Origin of the sequence: Photorhabdus laumondii subsp. laumondii (assembly GCF_003343245.1) — a bacterium.
Classification (GTDB): Bacteria; Pseudomonadota; Gammaproteobacteria; order Enterobacterales; family Enterobacteriaceae; genus Photorhabdus; species Photorhabdus laumondii.
The window spans coordinates 3106195-3124569 of record NZ_CP024901.1; the positions used below are offsets into that span (position 1 = coordinate 3106195).

At 41.7% G+C, this 18375-nt stretch carries 17 protein-coding genes and 1 other annotated feature; all 17 genes read right to left on the minus strand.

Annotated features, from left to right (window positions below):
- Window positions 1-886 precede the first annotated feature (886 nt).
- On the minus strand, window positions 887-1372 hold the full coding sequence (locus PluTT01m_RS13655; RefSeq protein WP_011146875.1) for a C40 family peptidase: 486 nt from the start codon (window positions 1370-1372) through the stop codon (window positions 887-889).
- A gap of 105 nt (window positions 1373-1477) precedes the next feature.
- Window positions 1478-1858 carry a 4-amino-4-deoxy-L-arabinose-phosphoundecaprenol flippase subunit ArnF gene (gene arnF / locus PluTT01m_RS13660; RefSeq protein WP_011146876.1) on the minus strand — a complete coding sequence of 127 codons (381 nt, stop codon included), beginning with the start codon at window positions 1856-1858 and terminating at the stop codon, window positions 1478-1480.
- A complete protein-coding gene (gene arnE / locus PluTT01m_RS13665) occupies window positions 1855-2196 on the minus strand; it encodes a 4-amino-4-deoxy-L-arabinose-phosphoundecaprenol flippase subunit ArnE (RefSeq protein ID WP_011146877.1) in 342 nt (113 codons plus the stop codon). Before arnE ends, arnF begins: the two co-directional genes overlap by 4 nt.
- Window positions 2193-3854, minus strand: coding sequence for a lipid IV(A) 4-amino-4-deoxy-L-arabinosyltransferase (arnT, locus tag PluTT01m_RS13670; RefSeq protein ID WP_011146878.1), 1662 nt, complete (start codon window positions 3852-3854; stop codon window positions 2193-2195). The genes arnE and arnT overlap by 4 nt, the downstream gene beginning before the upstream one ends.
- 7 nt (window positions 3855-3861) lie before the next feature.
- Window positions 3862-4755: a 4-deoxy-4-formamido-L-arabinose-phosphoundecaprenol deformylase gene (gene arnD / locus PluTT01m_RS13675; RefSeq protein ID WP_011146879.1), complete on the minus strand. Its 894-nt coding sequence runs from the start codon at window positions 4753-4755 to the stop codon at window positions 3862-3864.
- Entirely contained in the window at window positions 4755-6737 is a 1983-nt protein-coding gene (gene arnA / locus PluTT01m_RS13680) for a bifunctional UDP-4-amino-4-deoxy-L-arabinose formyltransferase/UDP-glucuronic acid oxidase ArnA (RefSeq protein WP_011146880.1), read from the minus strand. Before arnA ends, arnD begins: the two co-directional genes overlap by 1 nt.
- Complete coding sequence (gene arnC / locus PluTT01m_RS13685; protein WP_011146881.1) at window positions 6738-7715, minus strand: undecaprenyl-phosphate 4-deoxy-4-formamido-L-arabinose transferase; 978 nt, start codon at window positions 7713-7715, stop codon at window positions 6738-6740. It abuts the gene before it with no gap.
- Entirely contained in the window at window positions 7716-8861 is a 1146-nt protein-coding gene (arnB, locus tag PluTT01m_RS13690) for a UDP-4-amino-4-deoxy-L-arabinose aminotransferase (protein ID WP_011146882.1), read from the minus strand.
- Between the two features lie 160 nt (window positions 8862-9021).
- Window positions 9022-9768 carry a vitamin B12 ABC transporter ATP-binding protein BtuD gene (btuD, locus tag PluTT01m_RS13695; RefSeq protein ID WP_041380894.1) on the minus strand — a complete coding sequence of 249 codons (747 nt, stop codon included), beginning with the start codon at window positions 9766-9768 and terminating at the stop codon, window positions 9022-9024.
- A gap of 33 nt (window positions 9769-9801) precedes the next feature.
- The gene (gene btuC / locus PluTT01m_RS13700) at window positions 9802-10809 is read right to left on the minus strand and encodes a vitamin B12 ABC transporter permease BtuC (protein WP_011146884.1); all 1008 of its coding nucleotides are present in this window, start codon (window positions 10807-10809) and stop codon (window positions 9802-9804) included.
- A gap of 65 nt (window positions 10810-10874) precedes the next feature.
- Window positions 10875-11171 carry an integration host factor subunit alpha gene (ihfA, locus tag PluTT01m_RS13705; protein ID WP_011146885.1) on the minus strand — a complete coding sequence of 99 codons (297 nt, stop codon included), beginning with the start codon at window positions 11169-11171 and terminating at the stop codon, window positions 10875-10877.
- Between the two features lie 4 nt (window positions 11172-11175).
- Window positions 11176-13563 carry a phenylalanine--tRNA ligase subunit beta gene (gene pheT / locus PluTT01m_RS13710; RefSeq protein WP_011146886.1) on the minus strand — a complete coding sequence of 796 codons (2388 nt, stop codon included), beginning with the start codon at window positions 13561-13563 and terminating at the stop codon, window positions 11176-11178.
- A gap of 15 nt (window positions 13564-13578) precedes the next feature.
- Entirely contained in the window at window positions 13579-14562 is a 984-nt protein-coding gene (gene pheS, locus PluTT01m_RS13715) for a phenylalanine--tRNA ligase subunit alpha (RefSeq protein WP_011146887.1), read from the minus strand.
- 42 nt (window positions 14563-14604) lie between these two features.
- Window positions 14605-14729: a sequence feature (Phe leader region), on the minus strand.
- Between the two features lie 104 nt (window positions 14730-14833).
- A complete protein-coding gene (gene rplT, locus PluTT01m_RS13720; protein WP_011146888.1) occupies window positions 14834-15190 on the minus strand; it encodes a 50S ribosomal protein L20 in 357 nt (118 codons plus the stop codon).
- 41 nt (window positions 15191-15231) lie between these two features.
- The gene (rpmI, locus tag PluTT01m_RS13725) at window positions 15232-15429 is read right to left on the minus strand and encodes a 50S ribosomal protein L35 (RefSeq protein WP_011146889.1); all 198 of its coding nucleotides are present in this window, start codon (window positions 15427-15429) and stop codon (window positions 15232-15234) included.
- Between the two features lie 97 nt (window positions 15430-15526).
- Window positions 15527-16066 carry a translation initiation factor IF-3 gene (gene infC / locus PluTT01m_RS13730; protein ID WP_071824118.1) on the minus strand — a complete coding sequence of 180 codons (540 nt, stop codon included), beginning with the start codon at window positions 16064-16066 and terminating at the stop codon, window positions 15527-15529.
- 3 nt (window positions 16067-16069) lie between these two features.
- Window positions 16070-17998, minus strand: a complete 1929-nt coding sequence (gene thrS / locus PluTT01m_RS13735; RefSeq protein ID WP_011146891.1) for a threonine--tRNA ligase — start codon at window positions 17996-17998, stop codon at window positions 16070-16072.
- Window positions 17999-18375: the final 377 nt, after the last annotated feature.

Here is an 18375-nt window from a genome sequence, read left to right on the forward strand (position 1 = left end):
TGTTTTAAAATAAAATAAATAAATCCCTGATTAGCCATTATTAATATCAGATTATTATGTTCTTACTTTTTTCTTTAAAATATAAATCTAATATTGTTCTTCATAGGTTAATTGTTAATATTTCACGATGTATTCCCCTTTGGCAAAAAAGATGCTGAAATATAGCAACTGATCTATACCCTATGGATTTCGAGATGCATCGCGGCGGCAAGGGAGCGAATCCCCGGGAGCATAGATAACTATGTGACCGGGGTGAGTGAGTGCAGCCAACAAAGAGGCAACTTGAAAGATAACGGGTATAATCCTCATGAAAATACACCTATTAGTCTAATCTGGCAAATAAAAACACAACTCATAAAAACAAGTCGATTTAATAAATAATGTTTAAGTTTTCCGTCATAAAATAAGATTTTATTTCTGAAAAAAAATTTATTGAAAATATGCAAATAATATATTGCTACATTTAAAAATATAGTTATAAACTATAAAAACATTAATCCAGTAATTCATACAATAAATAAATAAATAAATAAATAAATAAATAAATAAATAAATAAATAAATAAATTACGCATCCCTAAAAATTATAATAGCGGCACACTATAAATAACAAAATAATAAACATTATAACCAGCTCATTGTATATTAAGGAACTGGTTATTTATTTTTAAACTTTTTTAACTAATATACCTTAAAACAAAATCAGATATTACCTGACCAAGTTAAATGCAATATGGATAATTTATTTACTGTTATAAAATAATTATTGTTTTAGATGGTTAAAATGCAATTAATAAAATTAGAATTACTGATAATAATTACTGAGATTTAAATAAAACTGCTATCTTAATAAGAATAATTTTTACAATTCGCGGATAAAAACGGACTTAAATTCTCCGGGCTTGCCAAAAAGCTTTCTTCCAGTAAACATTATTCATAGATGAACGAGTAACACCTTTATGGGTTGATGCATGAATAAACTGGTTATTGGCGTCATAAATGCCAACATGTAACCCATGTTCGCCACTAGCTGTTCTGAAAAAGACCAAATCACCCGGCATTAAATCGCTTTTATCAATACGGGTCCCTAATTTTATTTGCCCACCGGTAGTACGAGGTAATTGAATATCAAACCGATCACTGAAAGTACGGTAAACAAAACCAGAACAATCTACCCCCCGGCGATCCATTCCACCATAATGATATGGTGTACCACGCCATTGATTAAGCTGCTCCTTAAGCTGAGCAATCACCATGATTGGATCAGAAAGCGCCGTCTTTAACACAGGAGCCGGAGTCCTGGGGGCATGACTGGAACAGCCAATAAGTAACAGACTGAACAATAAGAGTAACTCTTTTATTCTTATTATCATTAACCCCTCCTCATAAAATCAGCAAAGCAAGGTGACTCTATCCAGAACTCAATAAAAAAACAAGTCTGTACTTTAAGTAAAACAGTTAAATAGTTATTTCCTTCTTCATTCTGGACGGCTAATCAACCAGACACCATACAAAATAAAAATCACGCCCGCAGTTTTCAATAATGTGATGGTTTCATTAAACCAAGGCAATAAAGCCACCATTAAATAGACAAAGACATAACTTAAGCTTATTAATGGATAAGCTTTATTTAATGGTAAATATTTTAGCGTAAATAACCAACACAACATAGATAATAGATATCCAGCCAGACCAGCCATTACCGCCACCAGAGAATGGCGATGACTCCATAGCCACTCAATATCAAACCAATGCAAACCAAGATTCAACGCTGGCAAATTGACAACACCCCATTTCAGTAATAACTGGGCTATTGTCACCAGTAATACACTAATTAATCCCCAAATATAACCTTTCATTCATTCAAGCTCATCAGCAAAATTCCCAACATGATAAACACAACCCCACTCCAATGTTTTATGCCCGCTTTTTCCTGATAGAAAAATTTCCCCGCCAAAGTGACCATAATAAAATTTATACTCAACATTGGATAAGCAATTCCTAACGGCAATATCTGTAATAAACGAAGCCAAAATAACATGCCAACAGCCAATAGAATCACAGCCCCTATTAACCATTTCAGCGCAGATGCCCGCTGATAAACATCACTGCGCCAACACATCACAGCCTGCTTCTGACATAACTGACCAGCACATGTCAGCAAGCTAATCAGCAACAATAAAGAGAAACTTATCATGGTTGCTTCTCATAAACCAAAATAGCAAAGCGATAATTGCGACTAATTTGATCTGCCTTTGGCAAATCAGGTAATTTTTCATCTTTATATAAATGAAAGAGTACTGATACCCGCCCTTCTTTACGTGCTTTCGCTAACCATTGCGGAAAATCTTTATAGCTGATATATCGATATCGGCTATCTGGATAATTCAACCCATATTCCAGTTCTCCCCAACGTTCAAACATATAAATATCACTACGCTTCATCTCCCAAGCGACACTGGTCGCAAGACCAACACTTTCCGACAGGATATAGCGACTGCCTGCAAGTTCCTGATGGTGTAACTTAATAAAGTTCTGCGGTAATTTGGAATTAACGGTATTTTCAGGCAAAGCATGACCTATCACTAAACTGACAACAATGGAGCAAAATGCCGCCAATAACCAGTATTTCCCATTCAACGCAAAACACAGATAACCGATAATTCCCCAAATACCAAAAGCAACAATCGCTAAAACCCATTTAAGCCATTCTGATGGCTGATATAAAGCGTGTTTTGTCACTACTTCCATAGCAAACAGAACTATTACCGCCAGCAGACCAAGAAATACGTTAACCATTCCATTGATCTTAAGTAACTCCATCTTGCCATTTTTAACGCAATCGACACCAAATTTAGCCATCATCATTGCCAATGGCGCCATACAGGGCAGGATATAAGTTGGCAATTTTCCCTTCGCAATACTGAAAAATAACAATGGCACGACAAACCAGCAAAGTAGAAAAAACATTTCAGGATTGGATTTTCTTTCTTTCCAACTTTTCATCACTGCCCCAGGTAATAATCCCAACCACGGGATCACACCAAGAATAAGAATGGGTATGTAATACCAGAACGGTGCAATATGCTGTGCATCATCGGAAGAAAAACGCTTAATATGTTCAACCCAGAAGAAATAGTGCCAATAATCAGGCTCACGTAGGGCAATTGCAATCACCCACGGTAAACTGATTGCTATCGCCGAAATAATGGCAAGTGGGCCAAAGCAGACTATTTGCAGGACCCGCTTCTGATAAATGACAATGGGCAACATCACAATGACCGGAACAGCCAATGCCAGAAACCCTTTAGTCATAAAACCCATACCACAGCACAAACCGAGCACCAAATATGCCATTATCCGCCGTCTGGTACAGTCTGTTTTTAGCCCCCAGAAGCTACACATCATGGCAGCCGTTACCCACAAAGAAAACATCGGATCGAGTACGCTATAAGTGCCAATGGCAAATACCAGAAACATTGAGATGTAGATAAGGCTAGTGGCAAAAGCAATATGCCGGTTATGCCACATCATCATAGCAAGTCGATATAATAAAATTGCGCTGATAAAAATACAGAAAACCGATCCAAAACGGACAGCAAAATTATTATCACCAAAAATCCATTGGCTAATATTATTGATCCAATAACCCGCTACAGGCTTTTCAAAATAACGAATATCCAGCAAATACGGAACAATCCAGTCTCCTCGTTGCAGCATTTCACGACTGATTTCTGCATAACGAGTTTCATCAGGCTGCCATAATAGGCGGCCATTCAGGGGTAATAAATAGGTAATGACAAAAAAAAGAGCCATCAAAAAGGCCCCAACCTTACACGCCCGGTTATTCAACATAGATAAGTTAAGCCTCTTGTTGGCATCCTAACCACCCTTCTCTACCGGGAAATTCAGAACGAACAATTCTCCCGACAGGTAGTCTTTGTATATTTTCAGGTAGTAGATGACTCAATGCACAAAATTGTATGTTTTCCTGATGAACCATTTCCAACAGTGTTGCAAACTCTGTGGACTTGGACATCCCTTCAACTTCCGTATGGATGGTATATACCGGAACTCCCTGGCTGTTTTTCATCTTATCCAAGATAAACTGGTTAAAATCTTCATCTTTAACCTGAATGCCTATCACTTCGTCATAAGTTGGCAACGTCACCGGAATTTGCACGGTACCAAGAGTACCATCAGGCAAGATGGGCCTGAATGGATGAGTTCCCCGACAATCGCTGTTGTAATCAAAACCAAACTGTTGCTTTACCGCGAGTACGCGTTCATCAGCCCGCCAACCCGCAACAGCAGAACACGTTACCCGTTGACCAATTGCCTGTACCAATGCATCCACGCCCAATTTAACCTGCTCTGTTAACTGAGCTTCAGACCAACGGCCAACTTTCGCCTGCCAACGCTGATGATCCCAGGCATGCAGACCCACTTCATGGCCTGCATTCAGCGTTTGTTTCATCAAGTAGCCTAAATCTTTAGCAATCTTCTTACCCGGCCATGCAGTCCCCGCCAGTAAAATATCAAGACCATACAGAGATGCTGCATTTGACCTCAACATTTTCCATAAGAATTTTGGCCGTAAAAGACGCCACAAATGGCGCCCCATATTATCCGGCCCAACACTAAAGAAAAAACTGGCCTGAATCTGATGTTTTGCCAAAATTTTGAGCAGCTTCGGTACTCCTTCAACGGTTCCTCGATAAGTATCCACATCAACTCTCAAGCCAATTTGTTTCATTAATTTTTCCCTAATTCTTCCACGGCGCCACGCAAGAAGAAATCCAGTGTTTCATTTATCGTCTGTTTCATGTCAATGGTTGGTTTCCAATCGAGTAACCGCTCCGCATTTTTAATACTTGGCTTACGGTGTTCAACATCCTGATAACCTTTACCGTAGTAACTGCCACTTTCAACCTTTTTAAATCCAGCAAATGGAGGAAAATGATCTCTCAATTCATGGTCTTCAAAGCTATCAAGTAATATTTCTGCCAATTGGCGAATACTGGCTTCATTAGTTGGATTACCAATATTGATAATTTGACCGTCACATAGCCCCTCTCGGTTTTCAATAATACGAAACAGCGCCTCAATACCATCATTAATATCAGTAAAACAGCGTTTCTGTTCGCCACCGTCTACTAGTTTGATCGGTGAACCTTCAACTAAGTTCAATATTAATTGTGTGATCGCTCTGGAACTGCCAATACGTGCGGAGTTCAAATTATCCAAACGTGGCCCCATCCAGTTAAATGGACGAAATAGTGTGAATTTGAGTCCTTCTTTCTCGCCATATGCCCAGATAACACGATCTAACAATTGCTTAGATACAGAATAGATCCAACGCTGTTTATTGATTGGACCAACAATCAGACGAGAGTCATCTTCATCAAATTCTTTATCATCACACATTCCATAAACTTCTGATGTGGACGGGAATATAATTCGTTTATTGTATTTAACGCAATAACGGACAATCTTTAGATTCTCTTCAAAATCCAATTCAAATACACGCAGCGGATTACGGGTATATTCAATTGGAGTCGCAATGGCTACCAATGGCAAAACGACATCACACTTTTTAATGTGATATTCGATCCATTCAGTATGAATATTGATATCACCTTCAATGAAGTGAAAACGCGGATTACTAATAAAACGCTCAATGGCGGAAGAACCGATATCCATACCATAAATATCATAGTTGCCATCACGTAATAGACGTTCTGTTAGATGATTACCGATGAAGCCATTCACACCGAGAATTAATACACGTTTCCGGTGGTTAATTTGAGTAGTTGCCTTTGGGCCAACACGTACATCAGTCACCATGCTCATATCTACTGCCAGGCGGTGGCCCTGAACATACAAACCCGATTCACTTTGCCCATTGATAATTTCTAACGTGCCTTTTCCACAGGCAATAATTAACGGATCTACCGATAATACTGTTCCCGGCTGTTTGTCATGCGTCTCATTCAACGGGCAGGCACGCCAGATAGTAATCTTACGCTCACCTAAGAAAGTAAATGCCCCAGGATATGGCTCAGTTACTGCCCTGACAAGATTGTTAATTTCAGTAGCTGATTTGTGCCAGTCAATCTCACCATCCACGGCAGTACGACGCCCAAAGTAAGTTGCCTGACTTTCATCTTGAGGTATGGCAGGATAAATTCCCGCTTTGATCTGGGGTAATACTTGATCAAACAGTTTTTCCGCTGCTTCACGAATTTTACCGTGCAAAGTCAACGCGGTATCTGTCTCTGCAATAGCAACCTTATACTGAGCAATAATATCCCCTGCATCAGGTTTCAACACCATTTTATGCAGGGTTACACCTGTTTCCACTTCACCATTCAAAATCGCCCAGTTAATCGGGGCACGACCACGGTATTTTGGCAACAGTGAACCGTGCAGATTGAATGCACCTGTACTCGCCAGCGATAAAATATCTTCACTCAACATATCTCGGTAATAAAAAGAGAAAATCACATCAGGTTTCAGTTCCCGGATACGTTCAATCCAAAGAGGATGATTAACATTTTCTGGCGCAAAAACCGGCAGCGCCAAATCTGCACTTAAACGGGCAACAGAAGAGAAAAAATGGTTTTCATTAGGATCATCTGTATGGGTAAATACCGCCTGAATATCAAAACCAGCTTTGGTTAAAGCATTGATCCCGACACAGCCGATATCATGATAGGCAAATACAATTGCTTTCATTTAGTACTCTTCCTGGTTGTCGTTGGTCTTGTTATCTCCGACCACTTTTTGAATAAAATAACGTGGGCGTGCACGAACATCGTTATAGATACGGCCTATGTATTCACCTAATAAGCCCATCGCGACGAACTGCGCGCCAATAAATATGAAAAGGAGAGCAAACAGGGTAAATACCCCTTCTGCTGCCCATATGGCACCGAAAATCAGACGTAAAACCATCAATAATACAGCCAGCAAAAAACCAGAAACTGCAATCACGCTTCCTACCACACTCAGTAAACGCAAAGGTGCTGTTGTCAGGCAGGTTAGCAAGTCATACATCAGATTAATCAGCTTCATGAAGCTATATTTGGAATCACCAAATTCACGCTCTGCATGAGCGACATCAATCTCAATGGTTTTACGGGCAAAAGTGTTTGCCAGAATAGGAATAAAGGTGCTGCGCTCATGGCACTGCAACATGGCTTCAACAATATGGCGACGATAGGCACGGAGCATACAGCCATAATCGCCCATAGAACGGCCTGTTGCCTTAGTAATCATCGCATTGATGATTTTTGAAGCTGTTTTACGGAACAGAGAATCCTGCCGATTAGCTCGGCGAGTACCCACAACGTCATAACCTTGTTCAGCTGTTTTCACAAGACGGGGGATCTCTTCTGGCGGATTCTGTAAATCAGCATCAAGCGTAATAATTAAATCACCATTGACCTGATTAAACCCCGCCATAATCGCTGAATGCTGACCATAATTACGATTAAGTAAAATTGCGATAATATGATTTTCAGGTTGTTCCGCGGCCTGAATCAGAATTTCCGCAGATTTATCACTACTACCATCATCGACAAGAATAAGCTCATATTCCTGAGTCAATTGTTTACAGGCTGCTAAGGTTCTTTCCAATAAAAGAGGCAAACTTTCTTCTTCGTTATAAATTGGAATAACAACAGAAACTTTTTTAATTTGTTCAAATGACACTTATCTGTGCTCCGAAATAATTTCTTGTAAAGCATCAGTGACACGATCTACATCATCATCACTCATATCAGGAAAGAGTGGCAATGAACAGAGTGTTACTGAATTCCATTCTGATTCAGGTAATGACAACTGCGGATACCGATCTCGATAATATTTTTGTGTATGTGCAGCTCTGAAATGCAAACCTGTGCCAATATTCTTGTTTTTCAAACGTTCCATTAATGTGTCGCGATCAATGCCACAAACATCCTTATTAACCCGCACCATAAATAGATGATGTGCATGAATATGCTCATAATCGGGCACACTTAACATCTGCAAAGGAGAATCTTTTAATGCCGTTGAATAACGGGCGACAATTTGCCGACGGCGAATATTCATTGATTCCAATTTACTTAATTGCACAACAGCAATCGCAGCGTGAATATCAGATAAATTATATTTGTAACCCGGTTCTACAACTTCCGCCTGTGGTCTCCTGCCTTGAATCTGACGATCAAAAGCATCAATACCCAATCCATGAAACTTTAGACATCGAATTCGTTCAACAAGTTCATTGTTATCAGTAGCAATTAACCCCCCTTCTGCACAAGTGGCATTTTTTATGGCATGAAAAGAGAAAATCGCTGTGCCATGCTCACCAATCCATTCATTCTTATAACGGGTTCCTAATGCATGAGCGGCGTCTTCAATCAAGGGAATACCCGCCTCCTGAGCAATTCCACGCAATATATCTAAATCACAAGGCGCACCGGCATAGTGAACCGGAATAATCGCTTTGGTTCTGGAAGTAATCGCTTTTTTCACTGTCTGCGCGTCGACCATTAAAGTATGACGATCAACATCAATCATGATTGGTTCAGCACCAAGCAAACAGATCATATTTATTGTGGAAACCCAAGTTTGAGACGGTGTAATCACTTCGTCACCAGGGCCAATTCCCAGTGCCATTAGTGTCAGATGCATACCCGCCGTTGCCGAGGCTAAAGCAACCGCATGTTTGCAACCAAACATGCGGCAAAAGTCCTGTTCCAATTGATGATTTTGCGGGCCTGTTGTAATCCACCCCGAACGAAGAACCTTCTCTACTGCCTGAATTTCTTCATCACCGATTGCAGGACGAGAAAATGGAAGAAAGCTATCCATAAAACACAGTCCAATTCATTCATAATATAACGATATATTAGATGACTATATTTGAACGAATCGTAAACACAGGTATGATTTAGCAAATTAAGTGGAAATTACTATCGATCCACGATACGTACAGATTCACGGCAGGCACATACATAAGCCTGGACTGTAATTATGGTAAGAAAACCCGCCAATATTTATCTGTCTTTTCTGGCACGCATTTGATATCAGCGGCAAAAACTCTGGAGAGCGTATTTTCTTTCATTACCTCATCCGGCTTTCCATTCGCAACCAGTGATCCATCAGCAAGCAACCAGATCCGATCAGCTTTATCATAGCTATGATTGAGATCATGACCACTCATGACTACGGTTCCACCAAGTTCACAGAATTTCTTTATCAACAGATCAAGTGCCGCGACCTGAGTGATATCAAGATTATTCGTAGGCTCATCCAAGAGCAATAATTTGCCTTCCAAATTGATTGATGGCCAGACTTGTAAAAAAACTCCGGTTAATCGCACCCTTTGCCATTCACCACCAGATAGATTGCCTACAGGTGTCTCTAGAAACTTTCCCAACTTAAAAAAGGAACAGAGTTCTGACAACACACCGTCACAATTAACAAGATGAGCTGCTAAATGCAGTTGCAAATATTGAAAAACCGGCATTATTGGCACAGAAGAAATTTGCTGGCTAAGCCATGCTCTGTAGCGTGCTAATTGGCAGTGACTATATTGACTAAGGCACTTTTGTTGCAAATCGATTGCACCACTATAGGGTAAAATACCGGCCATACAGGCTAATAGTGTACTTTTTCCTGAACCATTCGGCCCAATGATATGTATCTGTTCACCTTGTTGTACCAACGCTGTCAGCGGCATTAATCGGTTTCGTACTGATACCTGATTGAGAGCCATCAACTGATTAGTCACTTGCACATTATTCACTTTTTAACTCCAGTCTCTAACCCTCAATAATAACCAAATGAAGACTGGCGCACCCAATGTTGCAGTTACAACACCAATCGGTACTTCTGCATTATTCAAGCTAAGACGAGATAGCAGATCAGCCAGCAATAATCCATAACCGCCGGATAGAACACAGGCAGGCAGTAGAGTTTTATAATCTGTTAGGCCGCATAAACGCAAAATATGTGGAATAACCAAACCAATAAAGCTAATTGTTCCAGCAAGTGCAACACTTAACCCTACCAACAACCCAACAGCAAAGACAAATAAATTACGCCAATAATAAAGTGAGATACCTAGCTGTTGGGCCTGTGTTTCTCCCAGTGAAAGAAAATTAAGTACTTTTCCTTGTCTGCTCAACCAAATAATCAAAGGAAACAAAGCGACTACCAACCATTGATGCCGCCAGTCTATTCCACTAAAACTCCCCATCATCCAATACATTAGCTGACGCAAGTCCAAGCTAGTACTAAAATAAACCATCCAGGTCATTAAAGCACCAGAGGCAACACCAAAAGCAACCCCCACCAATAACAAACGGGCGTTATTCAGATAACGATTTCTTGAAAAGGTCAGCAATATCATTGTGACGGTCAGCGCACCGAGCACAGCGCCAATACTTAATAACCAGAACGGCGCAATGCCATGAAACATCAACACCAAAAACACCACCACCACGCCAGCACCATTACTGACCCCCAATAGCCCAGGTTCCGCCAACGGATTTTCAAACAGTGCCTGCATTACTGCACCCGCCACAGTCAGGCTCGCACCTACAGCAACGACAGCTAATACACGAGGAAAACGTAACTGCCACACAAACAATTGACCTGTTTCAGAAAACCATTTATTAGGCCAGATCCAATTTTCCCCAGCACAAAGCGAGAGAAAAAAAACGAGTAAAAATAAACACGTGAGAATTGCCAGAAAACGATAATCATGTCTTTTCTGACGAGTCACTAATTCAGCGATGGAATGAGTGGATTGCATGGTAAATCAAGCTCATGAGGGAGGATCATTTAAGAAAAAGGCCGCTATTGATGCGGCCTTTTTGATTATTCTTTAGGTGTGGCTTTCTCAACCCTGCTTTTTAACTTCTGACCAGGACGGAATGTCACTACTCGGCGAGCTGTAATCGGAATGTCCTCACCAGTCTTAGGGTTACGTCCCGGACGTTGGTTTTTATCCCGTAAATCAAAGTTGCCAAATCCAGACAATTTTACCTGCTCACCATTCTCCAAAGAACGACGCACTTCTTCAAAGAATAATTCAACCAGATCTTTAGCATCACGCTTGCTAATTCCCAGTTTCTCAAACAGATTTTCTGACATTTCAGCTTTAGTAAGCGCCATAAGTTCAGTCCCTCAAGGATGCTTGGAATCGCTGTTTCAGCACTGCAACACATTTATTAATCGTCGCAGCAATCTCTTCTTCTTCCAGTGTACGCGCGGTATCCTGCAAGATAAAACTTATAGCAAGGCTCTTATGACCCTCTGCTACACCTTTACCACAATACACGTCAAACAAGTTTATGCCAACTATATGATTTACGCCAACTTTCTTGCATTCAGCCAAAACATCTTCTACAGCAACATTTTCAGGCACCACGATCGCAATATCACGACGGTTTGACGGGAAACGTGAAATCTCTTTCGCATCAGGAACCACGCGGCTTGCCAGCTTGTTCCAGAGTACTTCGAATACCACGGTGCGGCCATTTAAATCAAGTTTGCGTTCCAATTCTGGGTGAACCACACCAATATATCCGATGTATTCATTTTCCAAATAAATCCCGGCGCTTTGACCTGGGTGCAACGCCGGATTTACATCTGCTCTAAAAGAAATCTTAGATAATTTTCCAGTTAACTCTAGAACGGCTTCCAAATCGCCTTTCATATCGAAGAAATCAACGGACTGTTTTTCCAGTGACCAATGCTCTTCAAAGCGATTTCCCGTAATAACCCCCCCTAGCATCAGCTCCTGACGAATCCCCTGATCGGCATTTTCATCAGGAACAAAACGCAAGCCAGTTTCAAACAAGCGCACACGGTTTTGCTGGCGGTTCTGGTTATATACCACCGTTGTTAACAAACCAGTCAGCAGAGATAAACGCATTGCTGACATATCCGCTGAAATTGGGTTAGGCAGCATCAACGCTTGTTGCTGTGGATGTAACAGCGCCTGAATTTTGGGATCAACAAAGCTATAAGTAATCGCTTCTTGATAACCTCTATCAACGAGCACCGTTTTAACACGTTGCAGGGAAAGATCCGTTTCACGATGTTTTTTCATGATAAGATCTGCGCGAATCGGTACATCTGGAATATTGTTGTAACCGTAGATACGGGCAACCTCTTCCACCAAATCTTCTTCAATCTCCACATCAAAACGCCAGCTTGGTGCAACCGCTTGCCAACAATTTTCCTGAATAGTGACTTTGCAACCTAAGTGGGTCAGGATGTCACCAACCTGTTCATCAGGTATATAGTGACCAATCAAACGATCCAGTTTTTCACGACGCAATGTGATTGTCGCAGATTGAGGCAATTGAGATTCATCAGTAACATCAATAATCGGGCCAGCTTCACCACCACAAATATCAATCAATAATTGAGTTGTTCTCTCTATTGCTTTGTGTTGTAACTGAGGATCAACTCCACGTTCATAACGATGAGAAGCATCAGTGTGTAAACCATAACGACGAGCACGGCCAGCAATCGCTAAAGGAGCAAAAAATGCGCACTCAAGTAAAATATTTTGCGTTTCTTCATTCACACCTGAATGTTCACCGCCAAAAATACCAGCCATTGCAACAGCTTGTTTTTCATCAGAAATAACTAGGGTATCAGTAGAAAGATTGGCTTCTGTACCATCCAGCAGCACCAATTTTTCATCCTGCTTCGCCATGCGCACAGTGATTGAGCCATTCAAACGCTCCAAATCAAACGCATGCAATGGTTGGCCTAATTCAAGCAATACATAGTTAGTCACATCGACAATCGGGTCGATGGAACGGATACCACCACGACGTAATTTTTCACGCATCCATTGGGGTGTTGCCGCTTTCACATTAATGTTTTTAATTACCCGTCCAAGGTAACGTGGACAAGCTTCTGTTGCTTCAACACGAATAGGGAAAATAGCATCTGTTGTCGGTTTTACTGCCTCAATTTGTGGCTCAGATAGTGGCATTTTATTAGCGACCGCCACATCACGCGCAACCCCTATAATACTTAGGCAGTCAGCGCGATTAGGCGTAATACTAATTTCAATGACCTTATCATCCAGCTTCAGATATTCACGCAGATCAACACCTAAAGGAGCATCAATTGGCAATTCAATAATACCGTCGTGATCCTCAGAAATACCCAGTTCAGAAAAAGAACATAGCATCCCTTCAGAAGGCTCACCTCGCAGTTTTGCCGCCTTGATTTTGAAATCACCCGGTAATACAGCACCCACGGTTGCTACAGCAACTTTCAACCCCAAGCGGCAATTTGGTGCACCACAAACGATGTCCAGCAGTCGTTCACCGCCTACATTCACTTTTGTTACCCGTAGCTTATCTGCATTTGGATGCTGAGCACATTGAACAACTTCACCGACAACCACACCATGAAATTGACCGGCAACGGCTTCAACGCCATCAACTTCCAGACCTATCATGGTAATTTGATCAGATAATGTTTCACTGCTAATGGCTGGATTTACCCATTCGCGTAACCAGAGTTCACTGAATTTCATGAGATATTCCCGCCCTTATTTAAACTGTTTGAGAAAACGCAGATCATTTTCGAAGAACGCACGCAAATCAGTTACACCGTAACGTAACATTGTCAGGCGTTCCACTCCCATGCCGAAAGCAAAACCAGAATAAATTTCAGGATCAAGACCAACATTATGCAATACATTAGGATGAACCATACCGCAACCCAACACTTCCAGCCATTTACCGTTTTTACCCATTACATCAACTTCCGCCGAAGGTTCTGTAAATGGAAAGTAAGAAGGTCGGAAACGAACCTGCAAATCTTCTTCAAAAAAGTTAGTCAGGAAATCGTGCAACGTTCCTTTCAGGCTGGTAAAACTGATATCACGATCAATAATCAAACCTTCTACCTGATGGAACATGGGCGTGTGTGTCTGATCGTAGTCATTACGATACACGCGACCCGGTGCAATGACGCGAATTGGCGGCTGTTGACTGTGCATAGTTCTAACCTGAACACCTGAAGTCTGAGTACGCAACAGACGTTTGGCATCAAACCAGAAAGTATCATGATCAGCACGTGCAGGATGGTGAGCAGGAATATTCAACGCATCGAAATTATGATAATCATCTTCAATCTCAGGGCCTGATTCTATAGAAAACCCTAATTCACCAAAGAAAGTCTCAATACGCTCTATTGTGCGGTTAACCGGATGTAGTCCACCATTTTCCATACGGCGACCCGGCAATGATACATCAATTTTTTCCGCTGCTAAACGGAAGTTCAAAAGGTCAGTCTCCAGTTTTTCTTTACGGATATTCAGAGCTTCCTGGACTTCTTGCTTAACCTGATTAATAACCGCCCCTGCTGCTGGACGTTCTTCGACCGGCAGATCACGCAGCGATGACATTTGGAGAGTTAAATGGCCTTTTTTGCCTAAATATTCAACACGCACCAAATCCAACGCAGCAACATCCTGGGCATCTTCTATGGCTGCTCTTGCGTTTGCAACCAGTTCAGCGAGATGTGGCATCGTTTTCCTCTTCCTTCGGCCTAACGGCCTTACTGTCATAAAAACAAAAAAGCCTCCACAACGGAGGCTCAGGCGCTACTTTTCGTTTCTTTTCTTACGCGCAAAGCCCCCTGAATTCAGGTGCTAAAGTAAAAAAAGATGCGAAAAAAAGCTAAAGACATAATGTTAGTTCTCTCAGAGTAAAACTCTTTTTTGACAACGACTCTCTCTCGTAAGCTACATCTGACAACAAAGTAAAAGAGGGAGCATGCCCCCCTCTTACTACCCTAACTTATGCCAGAGCGCTCTTCGCTTTTTCAACTAAAGCAGCAAATGCCACTTTGTCAAACACAGCGATGTCAGCCAGGATCTTACGGTCGATTTCAATAGAGGCTTTTTTCAGACCATCGATGAAACGGCTGTAAGACAAACCATTCTGACGTGCAGCAGCGTTGATACGTGCAATCCACAGTTGACGGAACTGACGTTTACGCTGACGACGGTCACGGTAAGCGTACTGCCCTGCTTTAATTACTGCCTGGAAGGCAACACGGTAAACGCGCGAACGGGCACCGTAGTAACCTTTCGCTTGCTTTAAAATTTTCTTGTGACGTGCACGGGCGACAACACCACGTTTTACGCGAGCCATATACTTCTCCTATCGTCTCTGAATTCTAATCTAAAAATTGCTTATGCGTACGGCAAGCAAGCAACAACCAGGCCCAGATCACCTTTGGAGACCATGCCCTTTGGACGTAAATGACGTTTACGCTTGGTTGATTTCTTAGTCAGAATGTGACGAAGGTTAGCACGCTTACGCTTAAAACCACCACTTGCGGTTTTTTTAAAGCGTTTAGCGGCGCCGCGTACTGTCTTAATCTTTGGCATTTTAATTTCCACTTTGCATTGTAAATTATAACGAATTAGTCAGGCGAACAAGCCCCAATCAGATGAACCGACAGGAGCTTATTACTTGATTGCCTAACTATTTCTTCTTAGGAGCGAGCACCATTACCATCTGACGGCCTTCAATCTTCGAAGGGAAGGATTCGACTACCGCCAGTCCATCCAGATCGTTGCGAACTTTGTCAAGCATTTCGATACCAATCTGTTGGTGCGCCATTTCACGCCCACGGAAACGCAGGGTAACTTTGGCTTTATCGCTATTCTCCAGAAAACGCTTCAGGTTGCCTATTTTTACCTGATAGTCGCCTTCCTCTGTACCAGGACGGAATTTAACTTCCTTAACCTTAGTAACCTTTTGTTTTTTCTTCTGTTCTTTGGTTGACTTACTCTTCTCATACAGGAACTTGCCGTAATCCATAAGACGGCAAACCGGCGGCTCAGCATTCGGGCTGATTTCAACTAAATCAACACCCTCTTCCTTAGCTTTTTCAAGCGCTTTTCCCAGACTGACAATGCCAATCTGTTCGCCATCTGAACCTGTTAAACGAACTTCAGTAGCGCGAATCTCTTCATTAATACGATTAGGACGCGCTGGTTGAATTCTTTTTCCGCCTTTAATACCTTATTCCTCCAATTGATGAAGATTGCGACTGCGTATTTCTATCAGCAGTTTTTCGATGAACCCGTTAACATCAATGCTGCCCAAATCTTTACCACGGCGGGTACGAACAGAAACTTTCCCTGATTCGACCTCTTTTTCACCACAGACAAGCATGTAGGGCACACGACGTAGAGTGTGTTCACGGATTTTAAAGCCAATCTTCTCGTTTCTCAAGTCTGCTTTTGCACGAATGCCAGCATCTTGAAGTTTTTTTACTAATTCCTGTACATAATCAGCTTGGCTATCGGTGATATTCATCACCACTACCTGCTGTGGGGCAATCCATGTTGGGAAGAAACCCGCATACTCCTCAGTTAGGATGCCGATAAACCGTTCCAGTGAACCCAGAACCGCTCGGTGAATCATTACAGGAACTTTACGTTCATTATTTTCACCTACGTAGGACGCACTCAAACGACCTGGTAGTGAAAAGTCGAGCTGCACAGTACCACATTGCCACGCACGATCCAAACAATCATGCAAAGTAAATTCAATTTTCGGTCCGTAGAAGGCACCTTCACCTGGCTGATATTCAAATTGAACACCATTTTCTTGTAGTGCTGCCGCCAGAGATTCTTCCGCTTGATTCCATTGTTCCTCAGTACCAATGCGCTTTTCCGGGCGGGTTGACAGCTTAACCACGATTTTTTCAAAACCAAAAGTGCTGTAAACGTCATACACCATCTTAATGCAACTACTGACTTCCCGGTGAATTTGCTCTTCTGTACAGAAGATATGAGCATCATCCTGAGTAAAACCCCGAACCCGCATCAAGCCATGTAATGCCCCTGATGGTTCATTACGGTGACAACTACCAAATTCAGCCATACGTAACGGCAAATCACGATAGGATTTTAACCCTTGGTTAAAAATCTGAATATGCCCCGGGCAGTTCATCGGTTTAACGCAATATTCACGGTTCTCTGAAGAAGTGGTAAACATATGCTCACCGTAGTTTTCCCAGTGACCCGTTCTTTCCCACATAACACGGTCCATCATAAACGGACCTTTAACTTCCTGATATTGGTATTCTTTCAGTTTGGTCCGGACAAAAGTTTCCAGCTCACGGAAAATAGTCCAACCATCATTATGCCAGAATGCCATACCTGGAGCTTCTTCCTGCATGTGGTATAGATCTAATTGTTTACCAATCTTACGATGGTCACGTTTAGCCGCTTCTTCCAAACGTTGCAGATAAGTATTGAGCTGTTTCTTATCAGCCCACGCGGTACCGTATATTCGTTGCAACATTTTATTGTTGCTATCCCCACGCCAATATGCCCCTGCAACTTTCTGCAATTTAAAATGATGGCAGAAACGCATATTTGGCACATGTGGGCCACGGCACATGTCAATATATTCTTCATGATTATAGAGACCAGGACGATCATCTCGACTGATGTTTTCATCCAAAATTTGTACTTTATAATCCTCACCACGAGCAACGAAGGTATCACGAGCTTCTTGCCAGTTCACTTTTTTCTTGATGACGTCATAGTCTTTTTTGGCAAGTTCCAACATGCGCTTTTCAAGCAGTTCAATATCTTCCTGCGTCAGGGCACGGCCAAGATCAACATCATAGTAAAAACCATTATCAATAATCGGACCAATAGCCATTTTCGTATCTGGCCATAATTGTTTAATCGCATGGCCCAGCAGATGAGCGCATGAATGGCGGATAATTTCCAGCCCTGCATCATCTTTACTTGTGATGATGGCAAGATTTGCATCTGAATCGATTAATTCACAAGCATCCACTAGCTCACCATTTACGCGGCCAGCAATGCATGCTTTCGCTAAACCAGGACCAATATCACAGGCAACATCCATTACAGAAACGGCATGGTCAAACTGGCGTTGGCTACCGTCAGGAAGAGTAACAACAGGCATTTAAAATCCTTATCTACAGTGGTGACCCACACGAAAGGTCACTTGAAGGAGTTTGATATTCAACTAAAATAACGATTTAAATTATTATCTCGTCAATCCATTAAAGTTTGGTACTAAAATTGGTACACAATGTAAAAAGTGACTACCTTCAATACCGAAACACCGCGAAAATATACCACCAACAACCAGTCAGGTCACGGCGATGTTTAGTATGGGTAAAATCATTTGCATTTATTAGTCGAATCCATCTAATGAAATAATAGGGTTGAGGAAAAACAGATAACAATTCTCTTCAAAACACATATAGAAAACCCGGCATAATTTATATATGCCGGATTATTATACGGATACAGGATCGTTTTAGTCTCTTTAAGCCA

Bases quoted from the DNA above. Each gene is read 5' to 3' on its own strand.
- btuC (WP_011146884.1), bottom strand. From the start codon at position 10,809: ATGCAATCCACTCATTCCATCGCTGAATTAGTGACTCGTCAGAAAAGA.
- pheS (WP_011146887.1), bottom strand. From the start codon at position 14,562: ATGCCACATCTCGCTGAACTGGTTGCAAACGCAAGAGCAGCCATAGAA.
- PluTT01m_RS13655 (WP_011146875.1), bottom strand. From the start codon at position 1,372: ATGATAATAAGAATAAAAGAGTTACTCTTATTGTTCAGTCTGTTACTT.
- arnT (WP_011146878.1), bottom strand. From the start codon at position 3,854: ATGTTGAATAACCGGGCGTGTAAGGTTGGGGCCTTTTTGATGGCTCTT.
- arnB (WP_011146882.1), bottom strand. From the start codon at position 8,861: ATGGATAGCTTTCTTCCATTTTCTCGTCCTGCAATCGGTGATGAAGAA.
- arnF (WP_011146876.1), bottom strand. From the start codon at position 1,858: ATGAAAGGTTATATTTGGGGATTAATTAGTGTATTACTGGTGACAATA.
- rplT (WP_011146888.1), bottom strand. From the start codon at position 15,190: ATGGCTCGCGTAAAACGTGGTGTTGTCGCCCGTGCACGTCACAAGAAA.
- rpmI (WP_011146889.1), bottom strand. From the start codon at position 15,429: ATGCCAAAGATTAAGACAGTACGCGGCGCCGCTAAACGCTTTAAAAAA.
- pheT (WP_011146886.1), bottom strand. From the start codon at position 13,563: ATGAAATTCAGTGAACTCTGGTTACGCGAATGGGTAAATCCAGCCATT.
- btuD (WP_041380894.1), bottom strand. From the start codon at position 9,768: ATGGCTCTCAATCAGGTATCAGTACGAAACCGATTAATGCCGCTGACA.
- ihfA (WP_011146885.1), bottom strand. From the start codon at position 11,171: ATGGCGCTTACTAAAGCTGAAATGTCAGAAAATCTGTTTGAGAAACTG.
- arnD (WP_011146879.1), bottom strand. From the start codon at position 4,755: ATGAAACAAATTGGCTTGAGAGTTGATGTGGATACTTATCGAGGAACC.
- arnA (WP_011146880.1), bottom strand. From the start codon at position 6,737: ATGAAAGCAATTGTATTTGCCTATCATGATATCGGCTGTGTCGGGATC.
- arnE (WP_011146877.1), bottom strand. From the start codon at position 2,196: ATGATAAGTTTCTCTTTATTGTTGCTGATTAGCTTGCTGACATGTGCT.
- thrS (WP_011146891.1), bottom strand. From the start codon at position 17,998: ATGCCTGTTGTTACTCTTCCTGACGGTAGCCAACGCCAGTTTGACCAT.